The sequence below is a fragment of the Paenibacillus sp. J23TS9 genome (assembly GCF_018403225.1).
In the GTDB taxonomy this organism is placed as follows: domain Bacteria; phylum Bacillota; class Bacilli; order Paenibacillales; family Paenibacillaceae; genus Paenibacillus_AQ.
In genome coordinates, this window is the sequence record NZ_BOSG01000003.1 from 113,330 (window position 1) to 129,019 (window position 15,690).

7 protein-coding genes are annotated in these 15,690 nt (G+C 42.9%); all 7 read right to left on the minus strand.

What is annotated here, in order from left to right:
- Positions 1-154: 154 nt before the first annotated feature.
- The 7 genes from KJS65_RS19070 to KJS65_RS19100 all read right to left on the minus strand — a co-directional run bounded on the left by KJS65_RS19070 (position 155) and on the right by KJS65_RS19100 (position 15,659).
- The gene (locus KJS65_RS19070) at positions 155-4,144 is read right to left on the minus strand and encodes a SwmB domain-containing protein (RefSeq protein WP_213651463.1); all 3,990 of its coding nucleotides are present in this window, start codon (positions 4,142-4,144) and stop codon (positions 155-157) included.
- Positions 4,145-4,345: 201 nt separating this feature from the next.
- Positions 4,346-5,548, minus strand: a complete 1,203-nt coding sequence (gene metK, locus KJS65_RS19075; protein WP_213651464.1) for a methionine adenosyltransferase — start codon at positions 5,546-5,548, stop codon at positions 4,346-4,348.
- A gap of 159 nt (positions 5,549-5,707) precedes the next feature.
- Positions 5,708-5,983, minus strand: a complete 276-nt coding sequence (locus tag KJS65_RS19080) for an alpha/beta-type small acid-soluble spore protein (protein ID WP_213651465.1) — start codon at positions 5,981-5,983, stop codon at positions 5,708-5,710.
- A 123-nt stretch (positions 5,984-6,106) separates the two neighbouring features.
- The gene (locus tag KJS65_RS19085) at positions 6,107-6,661 is read right to left on the minus strand and encodes a hypothetical protein (protein WP_213651466.1); all 555 of its coding nucleotides are present in this window, start codon (positions 6,659-6,661) and stop codon (positions 6,107-6,109) included.
- 858 nt (positions 6,662-7,519) lie between these two features.
- Positions 7,520-11,038, minus strand: a complete 3,519-nt coding sequence (locus KJS65_RS19090; protein ID WP_213651467.1) for an Ig-like domain-containing domain — start codon at positions 11,036-11,038, stop codon at positions 7,520-7,522.
- A 446-nt stretch (positions 11,039-11,484) separates the two neighbouring features.
- Positions 11,485-11,826 carry a hypothetical protein gene (locus tag KJS65_RS19095; RefSeq protein WP_213651468.1) on the minus strand — a complete coding sequence of 114 codons (342 nt, stop codon included), beginning with the start codon at positions 11,824-11,826 and terminating at the stop codon, positions 11,485-11,487.
- Between the two features lie 206 nt (positions 11,827-12,032).
- Complete coding sequence (locus tag KJS65_RS19100) at positions 12,033-15,659, minus strand: S-layer homology domain-containing protein (RefSeq protein WP_213651469.1); 3,627 nt, start codon at positions 15,657-15,659, stop codon at positions 12,033-12,035.
- Positions 15,660-15,690 lie beyond the last annotated feature (31 nt).

The following is a 15,690-nucleotide window of genomic DNA, read 5'->3' on the forward strand; positions in this document are numbered from 1 at the left end:
TGTAACTTCCATACATTTAATAGACTGTTTTAAACCTGAAAAGTTACGGAAGAACCTGCATTTTTTAGCGAATTTCATAGAATTAACGAAAAAAAGCCCTCCCTCATAACGAAATGAGAGAAGGCTTACTTTTACCGATTCATTGAACCGGTTTTTATAGATAACCTACTTTTTTCAATAGACGTTCCAACATGACAGCCGCCTGCGCCCGGGTCGCATTCCCTTTGGGCTGGAAGGCTGTTGGACTGACGCCCTGAATGATTCCTTCTTTCAGCAGCCTCGCAACCGATTCCGGTGATTGAATCTGCTTGTAATCCTTGAACTTTTTCAGATACGTTGCGGGTGAATAGGTCAATTCCGTCCGGAAGCCGGTATAATTCATAGCCCGGGCCATAATGATCGCCATTTGTTCTCTTGTAATCGGACTATCCGGTTTAAAGGAGCCGTCGGTGTTGCCGGCAATAATTCCCGCTTTCACGGCTGCACCAATAAATGCATTTTCCTTGGTGTTGGTTACATCATAAAAACGCTGGGAGGTCTGCACATCTCCTGAGAGGCCGAGCCCTCTTGCCACATATTCCGCAAACTCCGCACGGGTGATATTTTTGTTCGGTGCAAAGGTATTGGCAGTACGTCCGTCAATAATAAACTTGCTGGCCAAATCAATAATCGAATCCTTTGCCCAGTGATTGTTCATATCATTATAGTATTTATAAGCCATGCCGCCTATCACCAGGTGATTTCCCTTGACCTTGGCCCGGAAAATCTGGCTTGCGCCACCACTTTGAACTGTAGCAGGGACAAAGGTCATTTTATCGGCACCAGCGTCCCACTGGTACACACCCATCTTATCGACGGACATCGTTGAATTATTCAGAATCAAATACTGATTATTGAATTGCATTTCCGCTGTGTGTGAAGAAGCATTGTTGTCCACCGCCATCACGTAAAAGTCAAACGGTTCCGTAAGCTTTTGAATCGCGGCTGCACTCAGTTTGTCGTTGAGGAACATAGCAGATTCTGTTGACAGCTTGTCTACTGCCAGATTTAACGTAATGTTAGAAGATCCTGTCTGCAGTGTTCTGGAGATATCTGCAACGTTGATCTGGCTGAGCTGAAGCACAAGCATCGCCTCTCCTGCCCGTACCGCAATCGCCGCTTCTCTGTCCTTGGCGTTTTCCAAAGCGCTTAATGGAATACTTACCATCACAGAGCCGTAACCCGTTGGCGTGTTGATCAAAAGCGTATGCGTTGTTTCTTTGGCCTTCCCAATATAATCAAAAGCTTCCTTAAGCTTGTCCGGATTGATGAACAGCTGTTTCATCATCTGATTATTGCGGGAATTGACAGTCGCAGAAGTTTCAACTGCCTTGTCGTTCAGCACAAAGGTCGAGACTTCAAAATCCTTCAAGTCAGTCAACGTTAAGTACTCCGGAAGATTAAGATCCTTCCTGTCAGCTGTCACTTCGCTTGCCGTAAGCCTGTTAAAGTACGTCATCGTTTTCCCCGTGCTGTCACTAATACCGTAGACGCCAGGTAAATAAGTCACTTCTACCTTCTGGCCGCTGGTGACCGAGCCGCTTAGCTTCAGCGTTACGGTATCGCCACCAATGAACGCCTGCAGCACTCCACGCTGTACTCCATCCACATACACTTGAAATTGTTCGGTAGAAATATAAGACTGTGATGTCAGCGTTTTATTGTAAGTAATTTGAAGAGTATCCCCTTGAATGGTAATCGATTTGATCTCGCTGTTCACATTGCCTTCCGCGATCTTTACAGGCTCCAAATTGATATACCCTGCAGCGTTTCCGTTCAGATCGGTCAGACGAATCGTTCCCGGAACATACGATACGGTGACTTTTGCGTTAGCGTTAGTATTCAAGGCGGTTTCCAATGTTAAAATAACCTGATTATCTTTGACTTCCACGGTGTTTACATAGTTTGGTACGCCGTTGACCAGAACCGAGAACTGGCTCTTCATCGGAATATTGCTTGTACTAAGTAGCTCATTGTAAGTCAGGGTAACTTTACTGCCTGTGCCTGCAGCTGCCTGAAATACCGGTGGCTTGGTATCTTGAAGATTACGGACGATAAAGTCGGTAAAGGCACTGATATTTGGGCCCCTGCTATCCTGAATGGCTTCTTTTCCCGGCTTATAGCTTATTTTCACAACCTGGCCATCGGAAACAGGACTGCTCAGCGTCAAATAAATCGTCTGCCCGCTTTGACTGATCGATTTGATACCAAAGGTTGTACCGTCAGCCTTCACCGTGAATTGTTCATAAGCATTGGATGATACGGGCTTTAAGGATTGATTGTAATACAAGGTGACATTGCTGGATGATACCGTACCGCTGCTTGGTTTGGGAAGAGCGGTGTCGATTCCGTTCAGGACATCACGCAGTGAAAAGGTTGCCGCCTGGTTTCGGTATACGTCCTGGATCGGTCTGGTGCCCCCGCTGTAGCTGATCTTCACATTCTGGCCTACAGCCACTCCCGTCTCCAAAGTGACGTACACGCTGTCCCCTGACGTATATATGTTGCTGATTCTGCGCACTTCATCGTTAACCGTCACACTGAAGCTGCTCGTCTGGAGCCATGAATCCGAATAGAGCTGCTTGTTGTAGCCCAGCCGGATCGTCGTATTATTGTACATTTCGCTGTTTTGCAGAACAGGCGGCTGCTTGTCAGTCACCGGTGTCTGGAACGACCAGCTTCCTGACATCCCCGCATATTGGATATTGTAATTCTGCGCGTCATAAAAAGCATTCCGGCCTACCGTTACATAATAGGTGGAATCATAATCATACGTATATCCAGAATCCAGCCGAATCCGTGCATCCCTGCCGCTTGCCGAAACTGTGATAGGCACATTATAACTGCTGCCGGATTTGCGAACCGTTACCTCTCCGCTTCCCCGCTCTACCACACGGTTAAAGGTTATGTATAGATCGCTGTCGACTGCCACTCCCGTTTTTCGGTCTGCAGGATCCAGGTTGGTAATCGTCAATCCGGATGAATTGTCCACTGCCGTGTAAAAGCGAAAATCATTCGATGACGTAATTCCAGGTACATTGTTTTTCCATTGATCTTGAAAAGCATTCGCACTAACAAGAACATAATAATCGGTATTAGTCTGCAGATAAGCGCTTAAATCAACGGTAATTCTCGCCGTTCCGCTTCCTTTGACCAAGCTGCTGGTCGCATTCAGCTTCGTTACATTGGTGCCGTTTGAACGATAAAGCTCAATTGTGCCGGAACCCGCAATAACGGGCTGGTTATATTCCAATATGATCTGACCGCCTGTCAGGATACCATTATTGGATGGATATGTTGTATTCATCGATGTGTTCCGATTCGTCGTAAAATACCACTCTGATGTATTCTGAATTCCTGCATAGTCTGCTCCCGTTTCAGTTACAAACGCTTTGGAGTCTATAGTTACCGCATAGGTTGTACCCAACGCAAGCGACTTGGTCATTGGTATCATTGCATCACAATTATTGACCGTGATTCTGCTGGCAGGAATCGTTTCTAGCACCGTATTGATATTCGATTGCAAAACTAGCTTTACATCCCCTGTGCCAGCCTTCATTTTTTCGTTAAACGTGATCTTTAGCTGCTTCAGATTCTGGCTGACCGATGTGGTTTTAACAGCCGGATCATAGGTTTGAACTCCCTGCTCGATCGTTTGAAAATTAAGTTCTTTTAACGAGTTTTGAATAGAGCTATCTGCTTCTGCTTCAAATATTCCTTCATCTACCACCACTTTATAGAGATGGTTGTATTCCAGCGGCTTCTTCACATCAACTGGAATCTCGTAGATTCTTTTCCCCGGGTTACTTGTATCCACATCCACAGGTATAGCAAGATTACTTATACTATGTTTGGAATCCGTCTGATCCAGCAGCTTAATGACCGCACTGCCGCTTCCATCCACCAGCCTAACGGACTGATCGAATGTTAAAGTAATGACTGGTGTCCGTCCTACGCTTCCATCCTTGCATAAATTCTTAGTAACGGAAATCACAGGAGCCAGACCTGTTGCCGCATCCGCAGCAGCCCTGCCTGCTCCCAAGCTCCCCCATAATAATTCGATCGTCATGATGAAGGCCAACAATATGGATAGCCATTTTCTCATTCGATTCATCCTTTCCCGGGCCTTTGTTCTCCTGATATGTTTCGTGAGCCCATCACAAAACACGACATATACTTCTATGTCGGTCAAAAGACGGGGGAAGTTTAGCAAATCCGGGACTTGAGACTCGTAGAATCACATAAAAAAACCTCAGCCCGGCATCATGCCAAAGCTGAGGTTGATGGTATATAAATGCGTAAGCTCTTACAGACCCGCTTGAGCCTTAAGCTCTTCGGCTTTGTCCACGCGTTCCCAAGGCAGATCCACATCCGTACGGCCAAAGTGACCATAAGCTGCAGTTTGCTTGTAAATCGGACGACGCAGATCCAGCATGCGGATGATACCGGCAGGACGAAGGTCAAAGTTGCTGCGGATCAGCTCAACGAGCGTCTCATCTTCGACTTTACCTGTGCCGTACGTATCCACGTTGATTGATACCGGAGTAGCTACACCGATCGCGTAAGCCAATTGGATTTCGCATTTGTCAGCCAGACCAGCTGCTACGAGGTTCTTCGCCACATAACGAGCTGCATAAGCTGCGGAACGGTCCACTTTCGTAGGATCCTTACCGGAGAATGCGCCGCCGCCATGACGAGCGTAACCGCCATAAGTATCTACGATAATTTTGCGTCCTGTCAAACCAGCGTCACCTTGAGGTCCGCCGATAACAAAACGTCCCGTTGGGTTGATATAGTACTTGGTGTTCTCATCCAGCAGTTCTTCAGGAACCACAGGAAGAATAACCTTTTCCTTGATATCAGCCTGGATTTGTTCCAAAGAGGTATCTTCGGAATGCTGTGTAGATACAACGATCGTATCCACGCGTACCGGTTTGTCATCGATATATTCAATCGTAACCTGGGTTTTGCCGTCCGGACGAAGGTACTCAAGCGTACCGTCCTTACGGACCTCAGACAAACGACGTGCAATCCGATGAGAAAGTGCAATCGGAAGCGGCATAAGCTCAGGAGTTTCATTGGTAGCAAAACCAAACATCAAGCCTTGGTCGCCTGCACCGATATTTTCCGTTTCCTTGTCCATTTGGGCAGGGTCGCGGTTTTCCAACGCGGCGTTTACGCCCTGCGCGATGTCAGCAGACTGTTCGTTCAAGGATGTCAAAACCGCACATGTATTATAATCAAAGCCATACTTGGCGCGAGTATACCCAATTTCCTTTACCGTATTTCTAACAATAGACGGGATATCAACATACTCGGATTTGGTACTGATTTCACCAATGACAAGCACAAGTCCAGTCGCAACTGAAACTTCGCAAGCTACACGGGCATTCGGATCATTTTCCAGAAAAGCATCAAGCACCGCATCGGAGATTTGGTCGCAAATCTTGTCCGGATGTCCTTCCGTAACGGACTCTGATGTAAACAGATGACGTCCTTTTACAGACATAGTATCAACCTCCTATAAGGATAATAAACAACGGCGTAAGGTAGTCCTAAACAAAAAATGAACCTTTCCCTGTATAGGAAAAGGCTGCATGACAATCCTCAATGGACATATTAACGTATTTGTCAACCCGTGTCAATGAAAGGAGACCAATGATAACCGTTACAACAAGCTTTGCTGAGCCTGACGGATCAGCCGCTTGGTCATTTCCCCACCAACAGATCCGTTCTCACGAGAAGTCAGATGACCGCCGTAAGATCCACCACCTGCGAACGAGCCACCTGCCTCGCCCAATTCCCCGGCAAACTCGGTGTCTGCGCTGCCATGGCCTGAGCCATAAGACGAGCCAAGACCAAATTCGGAAGCAATTTCATACTTCATTTGATTGAGCATATTGCGGGATTCCGGAACCACTGTACGATTACTGTTTCTAGCCATTTTACAAACACCTCCTGCATATTGGTACTGCAAGAGTATTATTTGTTATTTTGTTCGCTCTAGACGTATAAATGATTGTTACTTATGGCAAAAATAAGCTTATAGATGTATTTAATGAAATGATTATTGGATCGAATATCCACCGCGCACCATAACAATCAAACTATATGTATTGCCTTCTTGCACCATGATACCCCGTCCATCTCTTGGAAAAGAGAGCAGATGGTTATTCCCGGCTGCTTGTCCATTGGCAATATCCTTACCGTCAGTGAGATCTGCAACACCGTTAGCATCTCCACTATAGATGACGCCTTTACCGCTGCGAATAATAAATTCCGCTCCAGCTTTAGCAATGAGTTTTTCACCTGGCTTCAGGGTCACGACAGTTACCGTGTTCTCCACTACTGTGGTTTCTTTACCGTCTGATGGCTGCGTTGTTACTGGTGGTATGGTTGGAGTCGTAGGCGCTGTAGGTGTTGTTGGTGTTGTACTTACACCACCACCTAGTGCTTTTTGGATTTGTTGATCTACATAGCTTTTGGTTACAACAGGGTCATCGGTTGTGCCTGCTTGGTTTGTGGCACCTGCGCCTTGGGCTGTGATGTTGAAGATTGAGCCTAGGGCGAGGCCACCACCGAGCATTGCGATAACTAGTGAAAACTTATATGTTTTTTTCATATTTTTCCTCCATACATATTAGTTTATTAATTCATGATAGATCATTTTGTTTGGCTATACAAGGAAACTCCATATCATCTAATATTAATCGATAAAATTACTATGTATAAATGATTTTTACTGATGGCAATAGTAATCTAAACTTATAAATTCTTCACTTTAATAATGAACAGTAATAAATTATAGGTGATAATGAGTATTGTGATTCTAAATGTCTAAATATAGAGAAAGAGTCAACCATAATTATGTATGGTTGACTCCTTCAATTGTAGCCTTTGATCAGCCGTTTAATCTACGATGGTATGCTTAAGGAATAATCCGATGAATTAATTTAAATTAATTACCTGCAACCATCGACTTCCTTACGTTTCAAACGTATTCTACATGAATGGATCTGATTATATGAATCTTCCGTCCTTTTTATCCTCAAATGATAAATACATGACTCCAATAGAAACCGGAAATCGCTACACCATACCTAATCGATGGAAAGATACTTGAATCAAAAAAACTCTATCTCTTGCAGGTTCAACTGATTGCCATTATAACTTACTTTCTTCTTCTCTTACCACTTGAATTCGTATTTAAGCGTGGCTATAGGGCCTATGTATGTGGAATCAAGATTATATTATTTATTCATTTTTCACCATGAGACCTTTTATTGAAAACAACTCATTATGATTAATTATTCAGGTTTTAAAATCCACTCTAAATTCACCAAAACATTATCTCAATAATTCTCCAAGTGGAAATAAGATTCATTCCTTGGTCACCTCTATAGACATATAAAGCTAGTTGTAATATATAAAGACTCCGTAGAATTTGCATTCTACGGAGTCTTTATTAAGATATTTAAAATTAGTTCTTCTTCGTCAATTCGTCAAGTGCTGCTTGTGCATCAGTTACTGCTTTATCAGCTTTAACTTTTTCTGCTGCTGTATCAGTAGCTGCTTTATCAGCCTTAACTTTTTCTGCTGCTGTATCAGTAGCTGCTTTATCAGTGATAACTTTTTCTGCTGCTGTATCAGTTACTGCTTTATCAGCTTTAGCCTTTTCTGCTTTAAGAGCTGCAAGAGCGACTGGATCAGTTCCATCATCTTCTGCTACTGCTTTATTAGCTGCAGCTTGAGCTATTACTGCATCACTTGCTGCTTTATCAGCTGCAGTTTTAGCTACTGCTGCATCACTTGCTGCTTTATCAGCTGCAGTTTTAGCTGTTGCTGCATCACTTGCTGCTTTATCAGCGATAACTTGAGCAGCTTTAGCATCATCTAGAGCTTTTTGAGCAGCTGCAAGTTTAACATCAGATGCAGTTGCAGCATACTTTTTCGCAGTTTGTGTAACACTGAATTTAGCAGCATCATTTACTACGTTTGTGCTTGCATCTGTAAGATATTTAGAACCTGCAAAGCTTACATTGTAGTAAGTTTCATCAGCTCTACCTGGTTGATCAAGAAGCTGAATCACAACTGTGTTTGCAACAACAGTTTTAATCACAAAATCTTTATTAGCTGTCAAAGTTTTGTTGTCTGAATCACGAACAACTGTGAAGTCTTTGGCTAGCGATTCCTTAAGCCCACCAAGCAACTTAACGCCTTCTGTGAATTCAACTGTGATTTCATCAGCAGCTGTTTGTGTCAAGTTTTTATAGCTGGATGTATTAGCAATAGCAGTTGGAGCTACTTTATCTAATACATTAGTAGTAGAAACGTTACCCTTTGCAGTGAAATTACCAGCCAATGTATCAACAGCGTTGAAATTAACTGTAACTTCTAACTTATTAGAAGATGTAACAGGAAGATTATCTTCAAGTACTAATTTAACAACAGATGTTCCATTAAGCACAACATCTTTAATTTCTACTGATTTTCCATCATACTTAACATTAAATGCACTTTCAGGAGCTGAAACTACACTAGCATTAAGTTTAACTTCGACAGTATCTTGTGCTGTTAACGCAGCTGGGAAACCTGCATAATCCCCATCATACGTACCGAATCCAAGATCAATATCTTTATCCAAATCAATTTTATTTGCTGTTGAAGATGTGCTATTAGCGAATTGCGACAACAAGTTGCCTGCAACGTCTTTAACGCCAAGAACATACAATGAATTGATATTTTTCACTGCTCCAGTTTTATCAGGAGAGAACACAACCTTTTGACCTTTGAAAGTCTCAGCAAACTTAATTTGAACTGCTTTGCTGTCATTCAATACAGTAATATCAGCAAGCTCAGGGGTCAAAGTAGTTCTTGTACCATTGATTACTACATGATAGTTGGAATAGTCAGCTAGTGTAGCTGCATCCATTTTCTCATCAAATCCGATAACTACAGTGTTAGTTTTAGTGTTAACAAGTGTAGAATCCAACTTAGGATTTGTAGTATCACCCAAAGTTACTTTACCACTATAATCAAGCATTGTATTCCCAAGTCTTGTGTTATCTTTAATGTTTTTAACTGTTACTGTGTTTTCACCAGCGGACAAAGCAGTATACAATGTGAGGTTGATGATGTTTTTATCTTTACCAACTAGTGTAGCTTCTTTAACCGAAACCACATCTCCGTCTTTGTTAGTAACAGTGTAGTTTCTTTCATCTTCTACAGAAGTTTGGTCAAGAGTTTTCGAAGCAGTAATTTGGATTGTTTTAGAATCAATTGCTTCTACCTTTCTCACTTCTGGACGAGTTTGGTCAATTTCAGCATTAACCGTCACTGTAGTTTTATCAGCAATTTTATTGCCAGAGTAGTCTTTTACGCCTTCAACATATACCAATACTGCGCCCGTTGGCAAAGCATTAGTTTTGCTGAATGTAAATTTATATTTGTTGTCACTTAAAGCTTTAACAGAAGAAGCTTTATACTTAGTTGTACCAGACATCCAGTATACATTGCTAGCGTCAATTGTTTCCGCATCAACTTCTTCAGAGAATGTAAGTGTTACACTTTCCAAGGTTGCTGTTGCAGATGTAACTGTCGGAGCATCTTTGTCTTCAACTACAGTAATATCATGAGAAGATGTCAAAGCCACGAATCCAGCCCAATCTTTAACTCCACTCACTGCAAGCTTGTGATCTCCTACAGTAAGAGCTGCATTGTAAGGAGTCAAGATAACAGTGTTGTTAGTTACTTGAGCAACTTTACCGAAGTACGCTTTGCCATCAAGTTGGAAGTTCGATTGTGCTGGCAATTGTACTGGCTCACTGAATACAACCTTAACAGATTTAGTTCCTAAAGATTTTACGGAAGATACTTCAGGAAGTGTATTGTCAATGATTGAGAATTCAATATTCGAACCACTAACTGTTGCGGAACCAGCTTTAATGTTAGATACAGTTACAGCATCAGTTTTATTGTTGTTAAGAGTACCTACTAGTTCAAGCGTAACTGTTTTCTTATCATCAGATAATTTAGCACTATCAATTGCTTTACCGGACTTCAAAGAATAGTTAGTTACGTCTGTAGCAGTATCTTCATCAACAGTACCGTCGAATGCTACAGTTACTTCTTTAAGGTTAGTTGCAGATACTTTGTCAACTTTAGTAGCAGTAGTTACTACATAAGTTACTTTAGCAACGCGCTCTACGCCGTCTTTAGCTGTGTATTTAACTTCAGTTTCTTTGTTAGCTTCAAGAGCTTTATCCAAAGTCACTTTTACCACTTCACCAGTGTTCAGTGTGAAGGTAACAGTTTTACCAGCGTCAGAAACTTCGTAGGATTTTACAGAAACGTTTTTCAACTCGTCAATTGTGTAAGCAGTGTTAACCAGCAATTCGCGGGAAGCGTTCGCTTGGAAGTTCAGATCTTTAGAAAGCAGACCTTTGTCGATTGCTGCTTGCACATAACCTTTAGCCCATTCAGTCGCACTGTTGTCAGTGGTAGTTGGAACTTCAAGTTTCAACGCACGAGTCAGTACAGTAGCCATTTCTTGAACAGTTACTTTACCGTTGTAGTTGAAGATTTTCTTAACTGGATCTTGACCGTCCATGATACCAGCAGCTGTTACTGCTTCGATGTAAGGAACAGCCCAGTTCTTAGCGTCATAGCCTTTGTCTTTGTAAGACAATGTGCCAGTTACTTCTTTCAGTCCAAGAAGCTTAGTGATGACTTTCGCGAATTCAGCGCGAGTCATGTCTTTCTCCAGATGAGCTTGCTGATCTGGGTAACCGTTGAAGATTCCTTTAGCTTTCAGGGAATCAAATTTGTCTTGTGCAGATACCGCCGTTGCGGAATCACCGAATGCTACAGATGCAAACATAGAGAATGCCATAGCTGTAGATAATGCTACTGTTAAAATTTTCTTCATAACCTTTTGTTCTCCTCCTTGAACTTTCATCACATTAGAGTTTTCTTTAATTGGGTAGCTCTTGTTACTCATAGTCAATGCACCCCCTTTCCAGAGTTTGAGCAGAGTTTCATATAAATGATGTCTGTGACGAAATCACAGAAACTGGTAAACTTGGAAATCAGCAAAAAAAGAGTAGATTCCTAATCCTACCTAAGTATTATACATTGGGTCCCCAATGGCGTAAAGAACATTTTTCTAAAATATAGACAAATTTCTTATACAGGACATTGTTGGATACACCCACTGTAATTGACTCTACATCTTAGACGCGCCAGGTTTTAAAAAGTTGCACCTTTTTTAAAATAATTTCAAAATTGTTACCTGGCATTAAAATTATAACGAAACATAGCCGTTTGTACAAGAAATATCTGGTAATCAAATACCCGCGGGAACTGGAAGTTAAACAGGAACATAAAAAAAGAACGCCGTTTGGCGTTCTTTAATAGTAAGAAGTCTGATGTAAAGGTTACAAAATATTAACGAATTTTCATAGCCAGTTCGATGATTTGTGCACGCATCTCTGGGCTGCCGTTCAAATTTTGATACATATGCTCGATCGGCATTTTGTTCTCACGATAGGTCTTCTCATGCTTAATGGTTGTATGGGACCATTCAATAAGTTCATTTTCGGATAACATCAGTTCGTTATAGGCATCATGAAAGCCCGTCTCCAGTACAAGGCCTTCCATAACTTCTTGAGTAATCTCTCTGGTCTTGCGAGTCATCTCAATCTTTTTCTCCAATGTGCTGGCCTTATTCTCAAATTTGGTTTTTGCTCTCATATAGTCCAACTGAGCCTTGGAATAGATCGGTTTCATAAGATAGCCTTCACCCTTTAAATATAAATTGTCGTACTACGACATTGTATCCTAAACTCTGACAAATTACAAAGACATGTAAATGGAAATCGCTAAATTCATAATAAAATAGAATATTCTGTAAATAAATAGATCCCTACTGTCGCAAGCACTGCGACAGTAGGGATCACAATAAAGCTTTTCGGTTTCCTTCTATAATAGAACGTCTACAGCTTCTTCATCTTCGTCATAACACGCTTGGCAATGACCGCACCATCTGCTCTGTTGAGCTTGGCATTCGGATCAAAGCGGTAGGTTACCTTCTTCTGTCCTTGCAGCAGCTTATTCGGGATGCCCGTAATAATACCCGCTTTAGTTACGGCAAGAATCGATGTAATCGAATAAGGGGAACTGATCGTGTTAGCGTCTGTAAAGGATTTTTGCAGCGCAGCCAGATCCTTATCCTGCTGTCCGAGCTTCAGGTTCATGGCTCTTGCCACCATATTCGCTGCTTCTTCGCGCGATAATGCCGCATTCGGTGAGAAGACTCTTGGTGCGATACCGCGAATGATACCTTTTTTAACGGCCGTTTCAATATAACGGTAATCCCATCTGTAATCGCCGTATTTCGGAACATCTCCAAAGGTCAGGTTATTCGGATCATAGTCCAAAGGAATATCCAGCATCTTCACGAGCATGGTAGCGAATTCGCCGCGGCTTAGTTCACCATACACGTTAAACTGGTTGGAATCCTTCGGGTTCATAATTCCTTTCGCAAGCATGAGCTCCAGATCCGGACGGGCTGTCGGATGCGCCACAATGTCATCGTAGCTGTAACGAAGACTCATAACGGCATAATAACCAAATCCATCAAAGGTTGAGGTTATGGTCTTTTTACCCGTGTTCACTTTACCGCCCATATTTACCCATGAAGTGCCGTCATTCTTCCAGATCGAGATCCCTTCGGATGCTGCATTCGTGAGATTCGAATCATACGACAAGGTAATGGTGCCTTGCTGAGTAGGCTCTAACCATTTTCCCAGATGGTTGCCGAAGAATTCATTATTCTTCTTGTATGGGTGAGTCGCTACCACGGTTTCAAAATCTGTCGTCAATAGCGGCTGCTTAAAGTACCCCGGATCGATCCAGTACATGTTGGAGGCATATCCAAAATGCTGCTTCGGAATAAGTAACGTTGCTGCATAGCTGTTGGCATCAATTCGAACAAGCTTGCCATCCTGATACACATTTCCTTCTTTTTCACCCACCGGATTATACAGCTTCACCGTACGTCCATCCTGAGGATCGGCGATGCCGAGCAGAATATTCTGACTGTCAAACAAATTGATCGTTGGTGTATTCGAAGAACCTGGTGACGGCGTTGCGTCACGAAGCATCGTGCCTTTCGGGAATTGAATCGTTACATCCCCTTTAAAGGCGGTCAATTTGCCTGAGGTTGTCAGCTTCGTCTTAAATTGGGCTCCTTGAATGACTTCATCGGAATACGTCACATCAAAAGATCCATTAATTTTTTGCGTTCCCTGAACTACCGTAAACTTAATGGTATTCTTGCCTTTTTTCAATCCATCCAGTTCAAGGCGGAAGATGTCCTGCTCGCCTTTGACCATCGGGGTTTTGCCAAGCAGAACCTGGTCGGCTCCATCGGCTTTGATACTGACATCCATAAAGTTCTGTTTGATTACGCTCTCGTTCGGCAGCTTAGGCGACAGAATCACGTAAGGCGAAAGCTCCCGCGTAATTTGCAAAGTTTGAGAGACGGATGCCGCTCCCAGTCTTGCCTGAACGACAATGGATTTAAGCCCGGTCTTCGGAAGCGCAATATTGTCGAGCGTAAACTGATAACCGGTTAACCCTATTTTTACCGCATGCAATGCTCCATAATCATTACCGTCGGCATCTTTGCTCTTCCATTCATCGGTGCTGCCTACTCGATTGGAAACGACTAACTGCTTGCCGTCCACCATCACAACCACTTCTTCGGTGTTTGTGACAACGAATTGAATATCTGCATTTGTCTCATAGGTAGAGTACTGAAGATTCGCTGTCGGCTTAAATAATTGATCTGTATCCTTAGTCTGACCAACCGGAAGCGGCTTAAGCCCGTCTACGGCCGGAAGATTGTCAGGGAACAGATATACCGTAATATTCGTGGATACCGGAATTCCATTGGCTGTGCCCGAAATGCTGATTTTGTTCGGACCGCCAACCAGCTTCATGCTGTCGCCCGTAACCCCAATATTAAATTTAAAGTCCGTGTCTACTGTAAGGGTTTGGGTATTCCCGTTAATCGATAATTGAAGTTTATCCTTGTCGGCCGTTGTAAAGTTGACTAACCGGCCTTTGATCTCCGTGAATTGATTGACGTTTGTGAACACCTGGTTGTTATAAATGTTTGTCAATTCGATAAATGGAGCTGAAATATAGTTAATGGCAAACTGCTTATGATCTTCCTCATAGCCATCGGAATTTTTCACCGAAAATTTCAGGATTTGCTCTCCCGCAGGCAGTCCAGTAATTTTGTACACTTTATAACCGGACTGATCTGTAAATTCTTCTTTCGTCAGGGACCCGGACTCGGCACCCTTTTGAAGCGATGAAATACTTACATCCTTCGCTGCAGAAGCATCATTCGTTTTCACCTTGATCCACACGGGCAGTTCAAACAGGTTCCCCTCCGTAAATTGCGCGCTTGAAGTATAGGACACTTTATTACCGGAGGCTGTAACGCTGTATAGCTGTTCAATACCTGTGATATAAGCAGTCGCGTCCTTATGATAGGTAAATTTCAAAGGAAGAACGTCCATCGTTCCATAAGAAATATTGTTATAAAAAATCGAGTAGTCTCCACTTTGGGTAAGTTTAACATTGTTAACTGTTACGTAATCAAATACGACCGAAGAACCCAAAACGGTTTTATTCGTAATATTCGCTTTTGAGGTGAACTCTATTCCTGTAGTCGCACCTGTGCTGATTGATACGTCAAAGTCTTTAGGATCAACAGGTGGTGTCGTCGGATTCGAGGGATTATTAAATATGATTGAACCGCTAAGTTTCCCTTCGACAGTCCCGCTTAATATTACGCCGTCATCGACCTTAGTCGAGCCAATGACCGTATTATACGGGGTCCCTATTTCTTCTGGAGCATAGATCACTTCACGGCTCACGCTGTATGTATGAGTGCCCATGTCCGTGATGGCTACAAAATTCAGCTTGTTCAATCCCGGGTTCAGCTTAATGTCATTTAAAATGAATGTAGCGCTTCCCCCATTGTACATTTTCGTGTTATTGACCATAACCTCCACAGCGTTAGGCGCTTGCAGCATGAGGGTCAGGTTGGCATTATGGACAATCGTCTGCTTGTCTTCCGTTAATGGCGTTCCATCCGGAAGCTTGATGTCATAGATGGCCGGAACGTTCGAGAAGTTAACGTAAGCAGCTCCGCTCGCCTTGCTTCCGTTCCCGGTCATACCGGATACCGTGATACGATTAAGCCCTTGGGAAAGCTTAATTCCCGGGAAAGTAAAGTTCTTCTCATTCTCGACGATCGGCTTCACATCTGCACCGTTCATCCCGGGAATGACTTTATCACCGATCAATGAATCCACTTGGAATGAAATGCTGTCAGCGGATACCCCGTTAAAGCTGCCTTCCAGATCCACGGTTTCGCTGTTAACCATCGTTGGAGAGGATTGATCCGTACTGAATTTCTTAAATTGAAAGTATTGGCCTGCAACCGGATCGGAAGCTGCCTTTACAAGTCCTGGCGGAAAGAACGACACAATCAGTACCGCTGTCAGCATTATGCTAAATATGGCTCTAAGTCGGCTAGACACAAAAGCTTCCCCCTTACGTTTTCCAGAGAAT

What these genes read in the sequence shown, in the direction of transcription:
- KJS65_RS19070 (WP_213651463.1), bottom strand. Translation starts at nt 4,144, where the DNA reads ATGAGAAAATGGCTATCCATATTGTTGGCCTTCATCATGACGATCGAA.
- metK (WP_213651464.1), bottom strand. Translation starts at nt 5,548, where the DNA reads ATGTCTGTAAAAGGACGTCATCTGTTTACATCAGAGTCCGTTACGGAA.
- KJS65_RS19080 (WP_213651465.1), bottom strand. Translation starts at nt 5,983, where the DNA reads ATGGCTAGAAACAGTAATCGTACAGTGGTTCCGGAATCCCGCAATATG.
- KJS65_RS19085 (WP_213651466.1), bottom strand. Translation starts at nt 6,661, where the DNA reads ATGAAAAAAACATATAAGTTTTCACTAGTTATCGCAATGCTCGGTGGT.
- KJS65_RS19090 (WP_213651467.1), bottom strand. Translation starts at nt 11,038, where the DNA reads ATGAGTAACAAGAGCTACCCAATTAAAGAAAACTCTAATGTGATGAAA.
- KJS65_RS19095 (WP_213651468.1), bottom strand. Translation starts at nt 11,826, where the DNA reads ATGAAACCGATCTATTCCAAGGCTCAGTTGGACTATATGAGAGCAAAA.